The 15,780-nt window shown below is 66.9% G+C and carries 14 protein-coding genes; 6 read left to right on the forward strand and 8 right to left on the reverse strand.

Features of this window, described 5'->3' with window-relative positions; translation table 11 throughout:
* Positions 1-14 precede the first annotated feature (14 nt).
* Positions 15-1,352, forward strand: a complete 1,338-nt coding sequence (locus tag LGY53_RS00335) for an MFS transporter (RefSeq protein WP_225724613.1) — start codon at positions 15-17, stop codon at positions 1,350-1,352.
* Positions 1,353-1,428: 76 nt separating this feature from the next.
* Positions 1,429-2,277: an alpha/beta fold hydrolase gene (locus tag LGY53_RS00340; protein WP_225724614.1), complete on the forward strand. Its 849-nt coding sequence runs from the start codon at positions 1,429-1,431 to the stop codon at positions 2,275-2,277.
* A 17-nt stretch (positions 2,278-2,294) separates the two neighbouring features.
* Here LGY53_RS00340 and LGY53_RS00345 read toward each other — a convergent pair whose 3' ends face one another.
* Entirely contained in the window at positions 2,295-3,731 is a 1,437-nt protein-coding gene (locus LGY53_RS00345; protein ID WP_225724615.1) for a helix-turn-helix transcriptional regulator, read from the reverse strand.
* Between the two features lie 213 nt (positions 3,732-3,944).
* Between LGY53_RS00345 and LGY53_RS00350 the strand changes: the two genes are divergently transcribed.
* Positions 3,945-4,361, forward strand: a complete 417-nt coding sequence (locus LGY53_RS00350; protein WP_225724616.1) for a DUF5666 domain-containing protein — start codon at positions 3,945-3,947, stop codon at positions 4,359-4,361.
* A 40-nt stretch (positions 4,362-4,401) separates the two neighbouring features.
* Positions 4,402-5,100 (forward strand): alpha/beta fold hydrolase, encoded by a 699-nt coding sequence (locus LGY53_RS00355; RefSeq protein ID WP_225724617.1) that lies wholly within the window; start codon positions 4,402-4,404, stop codon positions 5,098-5,100.
* 35 nt (positions 5,101-5,135) lie between these two features.
* Here the strand turns inward: LGY53_RS00355 and LGY53_RS00360 are convergent, their stop codons facing one another.
* Together LGY53_RS00360 and LGY53_RS00365 are read right to left on the reverse strand one after the other, a co-directional pair.
* Positions 5,136-6,128 carry an alpha/beta hydrolase family protein gene (locus LGY53_RS00360; protein ID WP_225724618.1) on the reverse strand — a complete coding sequence of 331 codons (993 nt, stop codon included), beginning with the start codon at positions 6,126-6,128 and terminating at the stop codon, positions 5,136-5,138.
* Positions 6,129-6,201: 73 nt separating this feature from the next.
* On the reverse strand, positions 6,202-6,783 hold the full coding sequence (locus LGY53_RS00365; RefSeq protein WP_225724619.1) for a PadR family transcriptional regulator: 582 nt from the start codon (positions 6,781-6,783) through the stop codon (positions 6,202-6,204).
* Positions 6,784-6,838: 55 nt separating this feature from the next.
* Here LGY53_RS00365 and LGY53_RS00370 point away from each other — a divergent pair, with 55 nt between their 5' ends.
* The gene (locus LGY53_RS00370; RefSeq protein ID WP_225724620.1) at positions 6,839-7,495 is read left to right on the forward strand and encodes a DUF998 domain-containing protein; all 657 of its coding nucleotides are present in this window, start codon (positions 6,839-6,841) and stop codon (positions 7,493-7,495) included.
* Here the strand turns inward: LGY53_RS00370 and LGY53_RS00375 are convergent.
* From LGY53_RS00375 to LGY53_RS00395, 5 genes are all read right to left on the reverse strand, one after another.
* Positions 7,485-9,314: an ABC transporter substrate-binding protein gene (locus tag LGY53_RS00375; RefSeq protein ID WP_225724621.1), complete on the reverse strand. Its 1,830-nt coding sequence runs from the start codon at positions 9,312-9,314 to the stop codon at positions 7,485-7,487. The genes LGY53_RS00370 and LGY53_RS00375 overlap by 11 nt on opposite strands.
* 35 nt (positions 9,315-9,349) lie before the next feature.
* A complete protein-coding gene (locus LGY53_RS00380) occupies positions 9,350-11,428 on the reverse strand; it encodes an ABC transporter ATP-binding protein (protein ID WP_225724622.1) in 2,079 nt (692 codons plus the stop codon).
* A 1-nt stretch (position 11,429) separates the two neighbouring features.
* Positions 11,430-12,347, reverse strand: coding sequence for an ABC transporter permease (locus tag LGY53_RS00385; protein WP_225724623.1), 918 nt, complete (start codon positions 12,345-12,347; stop codon positions 11,430-11,432).
* Positions 12,347-13,291 (reverse strand): ABC transporter permease, encoded by a 945-nt coding sequence (locus LGY53_RS00390; protein WP_225724624.1) that lies wholly within the window; start codon positions 13,289-13,291, stop codon positions 12,347-12,349. Before LGY53_RS00390 ends, LGY53_RS00385 begins: the two co-directional genes overlap by 1 nt.
* A 257-nt stretch (positions 13,292-13,548) precedes the next feature.
* Complete coding sequence (locus LGY53_RS00395) at positions 13,549-14,700, reverse strand: epoxide hydrolase family protein (RefSeq protein ID WP_225724625.1); 1,152 nt, start codon at positions 14,698-14,700, stop codon at positions 13,549-13,551.
* A gap of 63 nt (positions 14,701-14,763) precedes the next feature.
* Between LGY53_RS00395 and LGY53_RS00400 the strand changes: the two genes are divergently transcribed.
* Entirely contained in the window at positions 14,764-15,750 is a 987-nt protein-coding gene (locus LGY53_RS00400) for a YafY family protein (RefSeq protein WP_225724626.1), read from the forward strand.
* The last annotated feature ends 30 nt before the right edge of the window (positions 15,751-15,780 follow it).

Consider the following 15,780-nt stretch of genomic DNA (forward strand, 5'->3'; position numbering starts at 1 on the left):
AGCAGGATGGCGGCATGGCATCGACCGACCCGACTCCCCCGTCCGCCGCCCGCTTCGCCAGGATCGTCGCCGCGAGCGTGGCCGGGACCACCATCGAGTTCTACGATTTCTTTCTCTACGGGCTGGCCGCCGCGCTCGTTTTCAACAAGGTCTTCTTCCCCACCGATGATCCGCTCACCGGCGTGCTGCTCGCCCTGATCACCTATGGCGTGGGCTTTCTCGCGCGTCCGCTGGGCGGTGTGCTGTTCGGCCACCTCGGCGACCGGTACGGCAGGCGCCGCACGCTGTCGTTCACGCTCATGCTGATGGGCGCCGCGACCGTGGCCATCGGCCTCATCCCGTCCTATTCGAGCATCGGCATCGCCGCGCCCATCCTGCTGCTCGGGCTGCGGTTGGTGCAGGGGCTCGCGCTCGGCGGCGAATGGGGCGGCGCGATCCTGCTCGTCGCCGAGCACGGTTCGCCGAAACACCGTGGCTTCTGGACGAGTTGGCCACAGACCGGCGGCCCGATCGGCAATCTGCTCGCCACCGGCATACTCGCGCTGCTCGGGCTGTGGGTCACCAATTCCCAATTCCAGCAATGGGGTTGGCGCATTCCGTTCCTGCTGTCCATCGTCCTCGTCGTCGTCGGACTCTGGCTGCGGCATGCGGTCGAGGAATCGCCGATCTTTCGCGAATTGCAACAGCGCGCGCCCGCCGCGAGCCACGCGCCGGTGCGGACCGTGCTCACCCGTTATCCGAAGCAGGTGATCATCGCGGCGCTCGCGGATGTCGGCGAGAAGGCGACCTACTACACGTTCAGCATTTTCCTGCTCGCGTATCTCACCCAGATCGTGCACGTGGCCAAATCCACTGCGCTGACCGCGATTACCATCGCCTCGTTCTTCCAGGCGGCCGCGATCCTGCTCGGCGGCGCGGTGGGCGACCAGTACGGGCGACGGCCGACGAGTGTGCTGCTGGCCGTGCTGATCGGGATCTGGGCACTCGCCGGCCTGCCGCTGGTCGACGGCGGCAGCGCCACGCGGATCACCGTGGTGATCGCCGTCGGGCTCGCCCTGCACGGGCTGCTCACCGGTGCGCAGGCGCCGTTCTTCGCGGAGCTGTTCCCGAGCGAAGTGCGTTACACCGGAGCATCTTTGGGTTATCAGCTGGCCACCGTCGTCGGCGGCGCGCTGACACCGATTCTCGGCACCGCACTGCTGCACCGCTACCCGTCGACGGTACCGATCGCGCTGCTGTTGTGCGCGACCCTGGTCTGCACCGCGGGCGCATTCCTCTGGGCCGGTGAGACCCGGCGACGCGACCTGCGGAACATCGCGGCGCGGGAACCGGTCGAATCGGAGATCCGGTAGACGCTTGTCGCCTGATGCTCGCAACCGTATATTCGTAAGCGAGTATTGGCCTGATTCGACTCGAAAAGAACGAAATATGAGCACCCTTCATGTCCCCGGCGCCGACCTGTACTACGAGGTGACCGGCTCGGGTCCGCTACTGCTGGTGATACCCGGCGGCAGCGACGATGCCCGCGACTTCACCGGCATCGCCGAAATCCTCGCCGAGCGCTACACGGTGGTCGGCTACGACACCCGCGGCATCTCCCGCAGCCCGCGAGCCGATGACACCGCGGGCGCGTCGATGGAAACCGAGGTCGACGACGCTTCTCGGCTGTTGACCGCGGTCGGCGGCGAGCCGGCGCACATCTTCGGCACCAGCGCGGGCGCGCAGATCGCGCTGGCATTCGCGATCCGGTACCCGGACCGCGTGAAAACCGTTGTGGCGCACGAGCCTCCGGCCGCGCGGCTGCTACCCGATGATGATCCGCGGCGTACACTCCTCGACGAAGTCCAGGCGGCCTACCGCGAGCACGGCACGCAGGCGGCCATGCAGGCGTTCGCCGTCGGCGCGGGATTGGGCGGTCCGTCGAATTCGGATGCGCCGCCGTTCGAAAGCGAGCGCGGCGCCGAGCTCATGGGGCAGAAGCTGGCACGGATGGGGCAGAACGTCGATTTCTTCTACGCCCATCGGGTGGCGGCGATCGGGGACTACGTACCCGATGCGACGGCGCTGCGGGCGCTCGGTTCCCGGATCGTGGTGGGAGTCGGCGAGTCGTCGAAGGGGCAGTTCGCGTATGACACCGCGCTCGCCCTGTGTGCGCGGATCGGCATCGAGCCAACGCTGTTCCCCGGTGGTCATCCCGGATATGCAACGCACCCTTCGGGTTTCGCGCATCGGCTGGAGGAGGTGCTCACCCGCACGCCGGTGTCGCGAAACATCTGAGCAGGGGCAAGCCCGGTTCAGTGCCGCGGCACAGCCCGGGCCGGGTCGATCAAGGCTCGGTTCGCGGGCAGGTGGGCGGTCAGTTCGGCGAGGGCCGAGCGCGTCGCGCGGATCTCGGGGACGGTGGCGAATTCGGCGGACTCATGGTGGAAGTCTCTGAGGCGAGCCGCGATTCGGCCCGTCGGGCACGGACCGATCAGGGGCAGTGCCGCGGTGACGGCAGCGGCGGCGCGATCGGGTTCGTGGATGAGCAGGTGCGCGCGGGCGGCGGCGATGGAGCGCAGCGCGGAGTCGGCTGGGCGGCCGGAACGTCTACCGCCCCGGGCCAATTCGGGTAGTCGTGCGATTATGCGCGCGAATCGCGGCTCGGTGCGGGCCAACTCGCGGTAGGCATGGCCGACGTGGCGGTGCTGTTCACCGGGGCCCGGCCAGTGCCTGCGGGGACCGAGCACCGCCGCCAGCTCCAGACCGAGCAGTGAGCGATCGACGGCGTCCAACTGTTGGACTTCGGATTCGGTTGCGGCCAAATACGTTTCGTGCGCGCGGTGCGGCACGGCAACGGGTACCGATCCGATGCCGAAACTCGCAGCGGTATCGGAAGGTTCGACGGCCGATCGAACCTCCGATTCCGCCTCGGCGCGGCAATCCTCGGCGAAGGCGAAGGCCCGGCGGAAGGCGGGCCGGTCGCCGAGCATGGCGTGCGCCCACGCCTCCTGCCAGGAGAGTGCGGCGCGCAATCGCGGTGCGGCGGCCCGCCGCGAAATGTATTGCGCCAGTTGCACGACCTCCAGACCGTCGTCCGGACGGCCGCGGTCCAGGTACTGCCAAACCAGTGCGGCCAGGGTCGCCGCCGCGAGCGCCGGATCGCCCGCGGCCGCGGCGTACCGCGCCGCCTGCACCGAATACCGTTGCGCCGCACGATGTTCCTCGATATCCCAGGCCATGACGGCCGCGATATCGGCGATTTCGGCGGCCACCCGCAGCGCCCGCCCACATTCCGGCTCCCGCCGGAGCCGATCGCGGTTACCGTTCAGCCAACCCGCGACCTGGGCACGCGGTGCGGCATCGCGCCACTGCCGGGTCCGCGCCCAGCAGGCCCGCCGTTCGGCCGCCGCCACTTCGTCCACTGTGAACCGGCTTTGCGCGCCCGGCTGCCGGGCTCGCCGCGAATGCAGCAGCGGCCGCAGTTCATCCCACGGCTCGACCACGCCGGAATCGGTTGCCGCACCGTCGATCCGCACGCCCAGCGCGGCCTCGTACGCGGCGACATGTTCGGCCCGCACCGCACGCGATCCGGTTTCCAGCTGGCCGAGATACGGTTTCGAATAGCTGGTTCGCGCCGCCATCCGCGCCAGGCTCAACCCGGCGGCCATCCGTGCGGCCCGCAATGCCGCCCCCAGATCTTCCACCGCCAACCCTTCCGCCTGCCGCGCCGAATCGCCCGGCACTGTCACCCCACACTGCCAGGCCTCGAAATTCCCGTCACCCGCAACCCACAAGCACCCACTCTTCAATAGCAAATGAGCATCAATGCTCGCGAAGCGCACGATCGACCAACTACCAAGCGTCCAAACACTTTTCGGCCCGGCCGGTCGGATTCGGACCGCTGAGCAACCCGACAGTCGGCACAGAGCAACCTCTCAACCTCGGTGCATATTGTCGCCGCCATGACCCTTTCGATGACGAACAACCGGCTCCTCCGCACCGTCGCCACCACCGCCATGGCCATCGCCGCGGCCTTCGTCATGGCGTCCTGCGATTCCCACGACAACTCCGGCTCAGCCCCGTCGGGCCAGCCGAAACCCAGCCGTCACGGCGGAAACGCGGTGGTCGGCAAGATCGCCGCCGAGAACGCGGGCAGCTGGACCGTCACCAAGCGCGACGGCGGCACCGAAACCGTGACGATCACCTCCGGGACGGTCTTCGGCAACGAGAAGAACCCGGAAACGCAAGCGCAGTTCGCCGTCGGCGATTCCGTCGCGATCCAGGGTCAAGAATCCGGCGACACCATCACCGCGACGCACATAACCAAATCCCATGAGCGCACCGCCCCCTCCGGCACCCCCACCCAGAGCCCGAACTGATCGCCGTACGACGCAACCCGATCCGGCGCAGAATCGGATGATGGCCGAACTCACGCTCGTACTACTGCACAGTCCACTCGTCGGCCCACTCACCTGGACGGCGACGGCCGAATGCCTGCGCCGCGAAGGGCTGCCGACAGCGGTTCCCACCCTGGTGCTCGACGGTGATCCGCCCTATTACCGGCGGGTCGCCGACAGCACGGCGGCCGCCGTCGCCACCATCGGCACACCGCTGGTACTGGTGGCGCACAGCGCGGCGGGCGCATTCCTGCCGCCGATCACCGAGGCCATCGGAAACCGGGTTCGCGCAATGATTTTCGTCGACGCCCTGCTGCCACATCCCGGTCTCAGCTCATTGGATTCCGCACCGCCGCAGGCGGCCAAGATGTTGACCGACGAAGCCGGCGACGGCTACCTGCCGCCGTGGCACACCTGGTTTCCGCCGGGGTTGATCGAAGAACTACTCCCCGACCCGGACCTGCGGCACCGATTCATCGCCGAGATCGCACCGCCACCGCTGGCCTATTTCGAAGAACCCGCCCCGGAAACGCCCGGCCTGCCCGAAACACGGTGCGCCTACTTGCAATTGAGCCAAGCTTATGAGGGTGCGGCCGATGAGGCCGAGCGCCGCGACTGGCTGGTGCACCGGGTGAACGCCGACCACCTGACCATGCTCACCAACCCCGAGGCGATCGCCGAGCTGATCGGTGAAATCACCAAAACCCTCGTCCGAGATTGACATCGGCGGGCGCGCCTACTCACGAGTGACGAGAATCAAAGGCCCAGGCCGGATTTCAGGGTGGGCCAGGAGTCGTGCAAGGCGTTCTGCCAGTAGTACCAGGCGTGGGTGCCGAAATCGGTGTAGCGCACGGTCGCGGGGATATCGTGTGCGCGCAGGACCGCGTCGAAGGCGACGGTGCAGTCGTGGATAACCAATTCGAGGACAACCGAATTGAAGACGTCGTCGGGGTATTTGTAGGTCGGATCGAAGGTGAAGTCGTGTTGGCCCGGTATGCCGGTGGCCGCCGAGATGTACACCGGCTTGCCGCGGAGCTGATCGACGTGCCGGCTCGGATCGTGGGCGGCCCATTCGGGATTCGTCGAGGTACCCCACATATTGTCCGGATCGCCGCCCTTGATCCGCACCGGCGCCCGCACCGTGAACTGATCGTATCGATCGGAGGCCAGGCATCCGCTGTACGCGGCCATCGCCCGATACAGCGACGGATTGCGCACCGTCAGGGTCGCGGCGGCCTGCGCGCCCATCGACTGTCCGGCGATCGCGTTGATTCCGTTGCCGGACAGCGCATTATCGATGAGCGGCGGCAGTTCCCTGGTGAGAAAGGTCTCCCACCGGACGCGCCCGAGCTTCGGATCGTCCCGAATCCAGTCGGTGTAGAACGTGCCGGGACCGCCGACCGGCATCACCACATTCACCGGCTTGTCGGCGAAGAACTGGACGATATCGGTTTTCAAGGTCCACGTGCTCTGCCCCTCGTCATCGGACGCGCCGTCGCCGTCGAGCAGATAAAGGGTGGGATGCGGCGCGGTCCGGTCCGCGGGCAGCAGCACATCGAGTTGTACGGTCCGCCCCATCGCGGGCGACCACACGTACATCTCCTCCCACCGATCCGTCTTCGGCTCGATGTGATCGATCACCGCCTGCGCCCGCGCGATGGCCGGTGTGACGCACATCGCTACCGCGAGCAGTACCAGCACACCAACGGCAAATCGAACTGCCGCGAAGCGCCGACCTCCGAGCGACACGATACGTACCGTCCTTGCCGATAAGCGGAATCCCGGCGGCCGATCCAGCAAACCGATGGCCGGGTCGGCGATACTACCCGACCGGCCCCTGCCACCGGACGGCCGTCCAGGACAGCGCGCCGCTCCGGAGTTCGGCGATGACCGTGTCGAGCCAGTCCCGTTCCGCGGTGAGCATGGCGCGCTGGTATTCGTCCTCCAGCAGGAAGATCCGTTCGATGCCGTGCGCATCGGCCATCCGGTCCGGCGTCGGCCGCCCGAGCGCTTCGTCGAGGTGCCCGCGGCGGCGCTCGAGCAGCTCGGCGCATTGCGCCGGTGTCAGCAGCGAGGCGGTCGACAGCGCCGCGGGGAAGGCCGGGTATTCCTCGCGCGGCGTCGACATGGTGTCGGTCAACCAGGATTGTAAAGTCCCCCAACCGGATTCGGTGAGTTCGTAGACCGTGCTGTCCCGGCCCGCCCGGTCGTGCACGGCGATCAACCCGTCGCGCTCCAGCCGTTCCAGGGATTGGTAGATGCTGTTGCGCGAGCCGATGTTGACGACCTTGTCCTTATCCGTCGCGATCAGGAAGCGCTGCATTCGGTAGGCGTTTTGCGGCCCCTGGGTCAGCACGCCGAGTAGCACCAGCGCGAGCGGGGAGCGGCGATTGGCCGGCGGCACGAAAGCCCCCTTCACAAACGTTGTGTGGTCATAATATGACCGTCACAATATGAACATGGCGGACCATCTCACCATAAACCCTGCTCAACTGGTGAAACCACGGCTCGCGCTCGGCGCGATCGTCGGCCCGATCGGATTCATCATTACGTTCGTGCTGCTCGGCGCGCTGCGCCCGGACTACAGCCCGATGAAACAGCAGATCAGCGTGCTGGCCACCGGCCGTGACGGCATCTGGCTCGATATCGCGTTCGTCCTCTGCGGCGCGCTGATGATCGTCGGCGTGCAGGGCATTCGAATCTCGCTCTTGCGCAACGCAAGCGCGGCCAGGCAGGTCGCCGTGGCCGTGCTGCTGTGTCTTCCGGCGGTGGGCATGGTGCTGTGCGGGCTGTTCCCGATCGACTCGGGTGGGCCCGGGCACTTCATCGCCGCCAATATCGTGTTCCTCGGCCCGATCGTCGGCTTCCTCGGCTCGGGCGTCCTGCTGTTCCCGGTGCCGCGGCTGCGTCCGATCGCCATCGCACTCCTGGTGGCGAGTGTGCTCACCGCCGCCGGACTGTGCGGATACTTCGCCGGCGCGCCCACCGTGCGGGACTTCCGCACGATCGCGGGCGGCGGCACCATCGGGTTGTGGGAGCGGATCCTCGGCATCGAGATCGTCGGCTGGTACGTCGTTCTCGGTGCCGAGGCGCTGCGTCAGCGGGTCACTTGGTGAAGTACCAGTCCTCCGGGCTGCGGGCGGTCTGGTTCGCGGGGAACGCGACCCCGCCCAGGTTCTTCGCGACGACCTCCATGTAGGTGCGCAGCGGCATATTGATCTGTCCCGGCAGCGTTTTCACCGCGTAATCCTCGTAATTGGCGAAGGCGGCCTTGTCGTCGGAGTGCAGTGTGGCGTTGATCAGCTCGGTGAGCTTCGGATCGCTGTAGTTGCCGATATTCTCGCTCGCACCCGGCAGCAGCAGTTGGTCGCCGGTGGGCACCGCGTCGTATTCCTGGTAACCGAAGAAGCCGATCTGCCAGTCGCAGGTCGGGCCGGAACCGTGGCAGTTGCTGATGTCGTCCATCACCGTGTTGAATTCCTGGCCCTTCAGGTCGAAGACGATACCCGCCTGCGCCGCATCGGATTTCCACTGCTGCACTATCCGGCTGTAAATCGGGTTGCCGGTGGAGAATTCGAGGGTGAATTGCAGCTTCGTACCCGCGGCGACGCCGTCACCGCACTGGTTGTCGGCGGTGCCGGGACTCGTGCACACCATGACGCCGCCCTGATCGGTCCAACCGTGCCCGGTGAGCAGCGACTTCGCCTTGGCCTTATCGAAAGCGTATGGGCCGGAACCACGTTCGGAGTCCGCGATATACGGGTTCTCCGGTTTGATCGGCACCGGTCCGGTGGTGACCGCACCGTAGCCGCGCATCGCGGAGTTGATATCGGTCTCCTGATCCAGCGTCAGCTGCATTGCCTGACGGATGTAGAGCTGCTTGAACGTGGCGCCGAACGTCGGGTTGGCCATGTTCAGAATCGAAGTGCTCCAACCCCAACCATATGCGGGGATCAGATTGTAGTTGGCCTGCAACGGATTCGAGGACGGCTGCTCCTGCGAGGCCTTCTTCTCCGGCAGATTGGTCACCTGCACGCCGCCCACCGAGAGGGTGTTCCCGGCGCGGAATGTGTTGAAGATGGCGTCGGTGCTGGTGAACGGCTCCATCTTGTAATGCGCCAGATGCGGCTTGTCCGGCCCGCTGTAGGCCGGATTCGGGTCGAACGCGATATGACCCTGCGCGTCGTAATTCGTCAGATGCCAAGGGCCGTCGACGATCTGCCACAGCGGATCGGTGGCATAGGCCGAGCTGTTCTTGCTCTTCTCGTAGAGGTATTGGTAGACGGCATCGCATTTGGACTGGTCGTCGGTGCAGCCGCCGCTGCCCGGCGCGGCCGAATCGGAGGTCTTGTCCCACGCGATCGGCAGCGGAGTGACCTGCGAGAGCTCCTGACCGGTGAACCAGGTGGGCGAATAGCTGCTGTCGAGTTTGAAAGTTACCTGCTGCGGCCCGGTTTCGGTCACCGACAGCACATTGTCCGGGAATTGCCCCTGGACGTACTTGGCGAAGTTCTTCTTCTCCGCGGACAGCATATGCATCCAGAACAGGACGCCCTTGGCGTTAACCGGGTCACCGTTCGACCACTTGTACGGCTTCAGGTCGATGGTGACGGTACTGTTGTTGTCGCTGTATTTCGGCGGCGCGGCAAGGCTTTTCGTCTCGTTGAGATCGGAGCTGCCCTTGCTGTCGCCCCAGAAGTACAGCGGGCGGTACATCAGCCGCTGCAGGTCGCCCGTCGCGTAGCCGCTGTTGTGCGCGGCGTCGTACAGCGGGAAGATCCAGTTCGGTTGCGTACCAGGCGGTTCGGCGAATACCGCGGTACCGCCCTCCTGCGGCGTGCCGCCCGAATGCGTACTGCTCGAACCACATCCGGTGAGCACCGACGCCGCGGCCAAAACCGCACCGACGGCGCCGACCAATCTCTTCACCTGCATCCCAGGACTTCCCTTCTCTGCACTGTCCTAGATGGTCACAACGCGACGGCCGAATTCGCGGGCGGTTCCGACGCCGCGGCCGCGTCCAGCGGAAAATGGCATGCGGCCCGATGCCCGTCGCCGAACGCACGCATCGGCGGCTCCTCCAGCGCGCAGATCTCCTGCGCCAGTGGACATCTGGTCCGGAACCGGCAGCCCGACGGTGGGTTGCGCGCCGACGGCAGCTCACCTTTGATGACGCCGTCCCCACCGCGCCCGGCCCACGGGTCGGCTTTCGGCACGGTGCCGATCAAACCGAATGTGTACGGATGCCGCGGATTACGGTAAACCTCGTCGGCGGGACCGATCTCCACCAACTTGCCCAGATACATCACGCCGATCCGGGTGGACAGGTAGCGCACCACGGACAGGTCGTGCGAGATGAACACATAGGTGAGACCGTGCCGTCTGCGCAGATCGCCCATCAGGTTGAGGATCTGCGCCTGGATCGAAACATCGAGTGCCGAAACCGGTTCGTCGGCTACGATCAGCTTCGGCTGCAGCGCGAGCGCGCGGGCCAATGCGATGCGCTGCCGCTGGCCGCCGGAGAATTCGTGCGGGTAGCGCTCGGCCGCCGCCGCGGGCAGGCCGACCTCGCCGAGCAGATCACGCACCCGCGCGGCGCGTTGCGCGCGGTTGCCGACGCCGTGGATCACCAGCGGTTCGGCGACGATCGCACCGACCCGCATCCGCGGGTCCAGCGCGGAATAGCTGTCCTGGAAAACCAGGTGCGTATCCTGGCGCAGCTGCCGTAACCGCTTGCCGCGCAACGATGTCAGCTCGGCGTCGGCGATCCGGACGTGGCCGCTCGTCGGCGTCTCCAATCCGGCGATGCAGCGCCCGACCGTCGTCTTGCCGCAGCCTGATTCCCCGACCAGACCGAAGGTTTCGCCCGCGGCCACGGAAAAGCTCACATCGGCGATGGCGGAAACCGTGCCGACCCTGCGCTGCAGGATGGCGCCCGCGTGCACCGGAAAGTCCTTGACCAGATGTTCGACCGCGAGCAGCGCTTGTCCGGCCTGCGCCACCGACTCCTGTTCGGCGGGTGCGGGTCCGCGCTCGTGCACGGCGACGCGGCCGGATGGTTCGCGCAGCGCGGGATCGCCGACCGGATGGAAGCACGCGTACTCGTGCCCGACCACATCCCCGCGCAGCGCGGGATCCTCCGTTCGGCAGCGATCGGTCGCGTATCGGCAGCGCGGCGCGAACCGGCACCCCTGCGGCGGGTCGACCAGATCCGGCGGCAAACCCGGGATGCTGTACAGCCTTTCGCCGCTCTCCGCCGAATTCTCCGGCAGCGCCTCGAAAAGCGCCTCGGTATAGGGATGGCGCGGGTTGCCGAACAGCGATCTGGTGTCGGTGAGTTCGGCGATGCGGCCCGCGTACATCACCGCGACCCGGTCGGCACGCCCCGCGACGACGCCGAGATCGTGCGTCACCAGGATGACCGCCATGCCCACCCGGGTGCGCAGCTCATCGATCAGCTCCAGGATCTGGTGCTGGATGGTGACATCGAGCGCCGTCGTCGGCTCGTCGGCGATGAGCAGATCGGGTTCGCAGACCAGCGCGCGGGCGATCATCACCCGCTGGCGCATCCCGCCGGACAGCTGGTGCGGATAGTCGCCGAGCCGCTCGGCCGCCCGCGGCAGGCCCACCAGCCCCAGCACCTCGAGCACCCGGGCCCGCCGGGCGGCGGCCGAGAGTTCGGAGTGCAGTCCCAGCGGTTCGGCCACCTGCCTGCCGATCGGGATGGTCGGATTCAGCGAGCTCAGCGGATCTTGGAAGATCATGCCGATCCGGCCGCCGCGCACTTGACGCAGCTCGGCCTCGGACATCTGCGCGATATCCTTGCCGCCCAATAGGATTCGTCCCGATGCGATCCGGCCGCCCTCGGGCAGCAGGCGCAGGACCGACAGTGCGGTCATGGTCTTGCCGGAGCCGGATTCGCCTACCAGGCCGAGTAATTCGCCGCGGCCGACCTCCAGGGTCACGCCGTCGACGGCGTGCACGACGCCGTCGCGGACATCGATCGTGGTATGTAGGTCGTCCAGCCGCAGCACGGGTGCGTCGGTCATGTCACCGCCTCCGCAGCCGTACCTCGAGCGCGTCGCGCAGCGCGTCGCCGAGGAAGTTGAATCCGATGACGACGCCCATGATCGCCACACCCGGCGGCAGGACCAGCCACCAGTAGCCGTTCTGCAGGAAATCCGTGCTGTTGGAAAGCATGTTGCCCCAGTCGGCGTGCGGCGGTGCCATGCCGAGTCCGAGATAGCTCAGCGCCGCGACCATGAGCACCGCATCGGCCACCTGGAAGGTGGCGTTCACCACGATGACGCCGATCGCGTTGGGCATGATGTGGCGCAGGATCGCCCGGCGGTTGCCGCCGCCCATCATCTTCACCGCCTGCACGTATTCCCTTGTGCGCAGGGATAATGTCTCGCCGCGCACCAGGCGCGCGGGCGACAGCCAGGCGGCGAAGGATACGACGAGGATGAGCAGGCCGACGTTCGCGGTGAAGATCGACGAGAGGATCAGCAGCAGGAACAGCGTCGGTATCGCCAGCAGGGTGTCGACGACGCGCATCATTGCCGAATCGAGGAAACCGCCGACGTAGCCCGCGACCGCACCCCACAACGTCCCGAAGACGGTGGCGATGACCGCCGCGGCGACGCCGATCTCCACCGACGCGCGCCCGCCGACCATGAGCCTGCCGAGTTCGTCGTAGCCGACGTCGTCGGTGCCGAGCGGATGCGCGGAACTCGGCGGCTGATTGGCGCCCGCGAGATTCGTCGCGATCTGCTCGGAGTGGTAGAGCACCGGGCCGAGGAAGCAGAACAGCAGGAACAGCGCGATCAGCCCGATACCGACGACGGCGAGCTTGTTCGCCAGCAGGCTGCGCAGCACGGTTGCGAACCTGGATCGGGCCCGGCCCGGAATATGCTGGGCGGCAGCGACTTCCGGTGATTCGTTGAGCGGCAGGATGCGATCGGCCATCAGTACTTCACCCTCGGATCGAGCACGGCGTAACCGATATCGGCCAGCAGCGAGCCGACGACGGTCGCGATGGCGACCATCAGGCCGATGCCGAGCAGGACCGGATAGTCGTGCACCTGCGCCCCCTGCACAAAAATGAAACCCATCCCCGGATAGTTGAACACCCGCTCGGTGATCAGCGCGCCCGCGAACAGCTGCGGCAGGGTGAGCCCCAGCAGCGTGACCACCGGAATCAGCGAATTGCGCAGCACATGCCGCATCAGCACCCGGCCGTCGCTCGCGCCGCCGGCCAGCGCGGTGCGCACGTAGTCCTGCCGCAGGTTCTCCATCACCGAGGAACGCACGTACCGTCCGAACGACGCGATGGTGACCAGCGTCAGCGTCGCCACCGGCAGCACCAGACCCGATGCCTGCCCGAGGATTTCGCCGACCGTGTCACCATCCGGCCCGACCGGCGGAAACCAGTGCAGCTGAATGGCGAACAGCAGGATCAGCAGTTCACCGAGGAAGAAGGTCGGCATGGCGTAGAACGCGAACGACAATCCGGTGATCGCGTAGTCGCCGATGGTGTTTCGCTTGCGCGCCTGATAGATCCCGATCGGCACCGCGAGCAGCACCGCGACGGCGGTGGACAGCGACATCAGGATCAGCGTCTTCGGCAGGTGGTCGGTGATGACGTCGACGACCGGTTGGTTCAGCTTGTAGGAGTAGCCGAGGTCGCCGTGCAGCACGCCGCCCGCCCAATGCAGGAACTGCACGACCAGCGGTTTGTCATAGCCGTTCTGCTGATTGAAGGTTTCGATCTGCTGCGGTGTCGCCTTCGGCCCGAGGATCGCGCGGGCCGGGCCGCCCGGCAGCAGCTGCAGCAGCACGAACGTGAGCACCGAGACCAGCACGACCACGATCACCGACTGCAGAACCCGGCGCAGTAGGTATCCCGTCATCGTCGCCTCCGCAACAGAAACGCAATCGCCGCGAATGCGACCAACCGGTCACCTAACACCATGCGGGCATGTTAGCTAGGTGAAATGCTCGCGTCCACCGGAAGCTGGGCCCCAGATTCCTTGCGCGACATCGGCTTTATCCGGCGAGCACCGATGGCGGTGCACCGCAAGCATTTACCGCGTCGTGAGCGCAACAGTTATTCCGCGGTTCGCACGACGATCCGGCGGACGCGTTCGCGCCCGCCGGATTTCCTCCGTCAGCGCAGATCGCGGAAGAACTCGCGGATGTCGGCGACCAGGAGTTCGGGCTCTTCCATGGCGGCGAAGTGGCCGCCGCGGTCGACATCGGTCCAGCGCGTGATGGTGTTGGATGTTTCGCAGTAGCGGCGGATCGCGACATCGTGCGCGAAGACGATGCAGGCGGTGGGGACGCCGGAGTTCGCCGGAGGCTCGCCCCATGCCTGGGCGCTCGCGTAGCCGACGTAGGCCGCGGAGCCCGCGGTGCCGGTGAGCCAGTAGAACATCACGTTGGTCAGCAGGCGGTCACGGTCGATGATCTTGTCCGGCAGCACATTTCGCGGGAAGGTCCATTCCCGGAATTTGTCCATGATCCAGGCCAGCTGCCCCACCGGCGAATCCACCAGACCGTACGCGAGCGCCTGCGGGCGGGTGGATTGAATCGCGATGTAGCCGAACTCTTCTCGCATGAAGGCCGCGATCCGGGCGATCCGGTCGCGCTCGAGCTCGGTCAGCTCGGCGAGTTCGTCCTCCGGGAGCGGGAACGGCGGAAGGTTCGTGCCGCCGTTCACGTGAACGCCGATCACCCGATCCGGCGCGGACCGCGCCACCTCCGGACTCACCGCGCCGCCGATATCACCGCCCTGTACGGCGTATCGCGAATAGCCCAGGCGGTCCATGAGTTTCGCCCACACCTGGCCGATTCGCGCTCTGTCCCAGCCCGATTCGCGCACCGGCCCGGAGAATCCGAAACCGGGCAGCGACGGAATCACCAGGTGGAAGGCGTCGGCCGGGTCGCCGCCGTGCGCGCCCGGATCGGTGAGCGGTCCGATGACGTCGAGGAATTCGACGACCGATCCCGGCCAGCCGTGGGTGAGCAGCAGCGGTGTCGCCGCCGGCTCGGCCGAGCGGATGTGCAGGAAATGCACGCGCTGACCGTCGATTTCGGTAATGAACTGCGGGTACCGGTTCAATTCCGCCTCGGCGGCCCGCCAGTCGTATTCGGTGCGCCAGTACTCGACCAGCTCGCGCAGCCAGTGCACCGGGACACCGGTATCCCAGTCGTCGCCCGGCAGCGGCGCGGGCAGCCGCGCCGCATCGAGCCTGGCCCGCAGGTCGTCGAGCTGTTCCTGAGGGATTTCGATCCGGAAGGGAGTGATCTCGTTGCTCATGAGAAGTACAGTATCCGGCGGCTAGGACAGCTTCAGCCCTAGCTTCGGGACATACTTACTTCTGTGATGGAAACCTCAGCCCGGCTGCTGCGCCTGCTCTCGCTGCTGCAGACCCCGCGCGAATGGACCGGCGCGGAACTGGCCGGCCGTCTCGCGGTGGATGTGCGCACCGTCCGCCGGGATATCCAAAAGCTGCGCAACCTCGGCTACCCCGTGCACGCGATCGCGGGCGCAGCCGGGTATCGGCTCGGCGCGGGCGCGGAACTCCCACCGCTGCTGTTGGACGACGACGAGGCCATCGCCGTCGCCATGGGCCTGCGCACCGCGGCGGGCGGCACCATCGCCGGAATCGAGGAGAGTTCGCTGCGCGCGCTGGCCAAACTCGAACAGGTGCTGCCCTCCCGGCTGCGTCACCGCATGACCGCGCTGCAATCGGCGACCGTCGCCGTGCCCGCGGGCGGCCCACAGATCGATCCGGACGTCCTGACCGCGATCGCCGCCGCCATCCGCGACCACCACCGGCTGCGTTTCGACTACCGCACGCACACCGGCGAAATCTCTTGCCGCACAACCGAACCGCACCGTCTTGTGCATACCGGCCGCCGTTGGTACCTGACCGGCTGGGATGTGGACCGCGCGGATTGGCGCACCTACCGGGTGGACCGGCTCACCCCGCGCACCCCGACCGGCCCGCGCTTCACCCCGCGCGCGGCCCCCGACGCGGCCGATCTGGTTTCGCGCGGGGTGACCACCGCGCCCTATCGGTACCAGGCCCGCATCATGCTGCGGGCCTCCGCCGCGATCGCGGCCGAACGGATCGCCCCGACCGTCGGCGTCATCGAGGCGATCGATGCGGAAACCTGTGTGCTGCATACCGGTTCGAATTCCCTCGATTCGATCGCCGTCTATCTGCTCGGCTTCGGCTTCGAATTCGAGGTGCTCGAACCAGCCGAGTTGGCCGCGCGGCTACGCGAGCTGGCGGCCCGCCTGCTCAGGGCGGCCGGGTCGGTCGCGGATGGCGGTCCGGCCCGTAGGCAGGGAACTTCCTGAGCATTCGTCGTTGGTCGTCGGCGCGCAATG

Source organism: Nocardia sp. JCM 34519.1, from assembly GCF_020361265.1.
Taxonomy (GTDB): domain Bacteria; phylum Actinomycetota; class Actinomycetes; order Mycobacteriales; family Mycobacteriaceae; genus Nocardia; species Nocardia arthritidis_A.

What these genes read in the sequence shown, in the direction of transcription:
- LGY53_RS00350 (WP_225724616.1), top strand. Translation starts at nt 3,945, where the DNA reads ATGACCCTTTCGATGACGAACAACCGGCTCCTCCGCACCGTCGCCACC.
- LGY53_RS00335 (WP_225724613.1), top strand. Translation starts at nt 15, where the DNA reads ATGGCATCGACCGACCCGACTCCCCCGTCCGCCGCCCGCTTCGCCAGG.
- LGY53_RS00370 (WP_225724620.1), top strand. Translation starts at nt 6,839, where the DNA reads ATGGCGGACCATCTCACCATAAACCCTGCTCAACTGGTGAAACCACGG.
- LGY53_RS00355 (WP_225724617.1), top strand. Translation starts at nt 4,402, where the DNA reads ATGGCCGAACTCACGCTCGTACTACTGCACAGTCCACTCGTCGGCCCA.
- LGY53_RS00395 (WP_225724625.1), bottom strand. Translation starts at nt 14,700, where the DNA reads ATGAGCAACGAGATCACTCCCTTCCGGATCGAAATCCCTCAGGAACAG.
- LGY53_RS00340 (WP_225724614.1), top strand. Translation starts at nt 1,429, where the DNA reads ATGAGCACCCTTCATGTCCCCGGCGCCGACCTGTACTACGAGGTGACC.
- LGY53_RS00380 (WP_225724622.1), bottom strand. Translation starts at nt 11,428, where the DNA reads ATGACCGACGCACCCGTGCTGCGGCTGGACGACCTACATACCACGATC.
- LGY53_RS00385 (WP_225724623.1), bottom strand. Translation starts at nt 12,347, where the DNA reads ATGGCCGATCGCATCCTGCCGCTCAACGAATCACCGGAAGTCGCTGCC.
- LGY53_RS00390 (WP_225724624.1), bottom strand. Translation starts at nt 13,291, where the DNA reads ATGACGGGATACCTACTGCGCCGGGTTCTGCAGTCGGTGATCGTGGTC.
- LGY53_RS00375 (WP_225724621.1), bottom strand. Translation starts at nt 9,314, where the DNA reads ATGCAGGTGAAGAGATTGGTCGGCGCCGTCGGTGCGGTTTTGGCCGCG.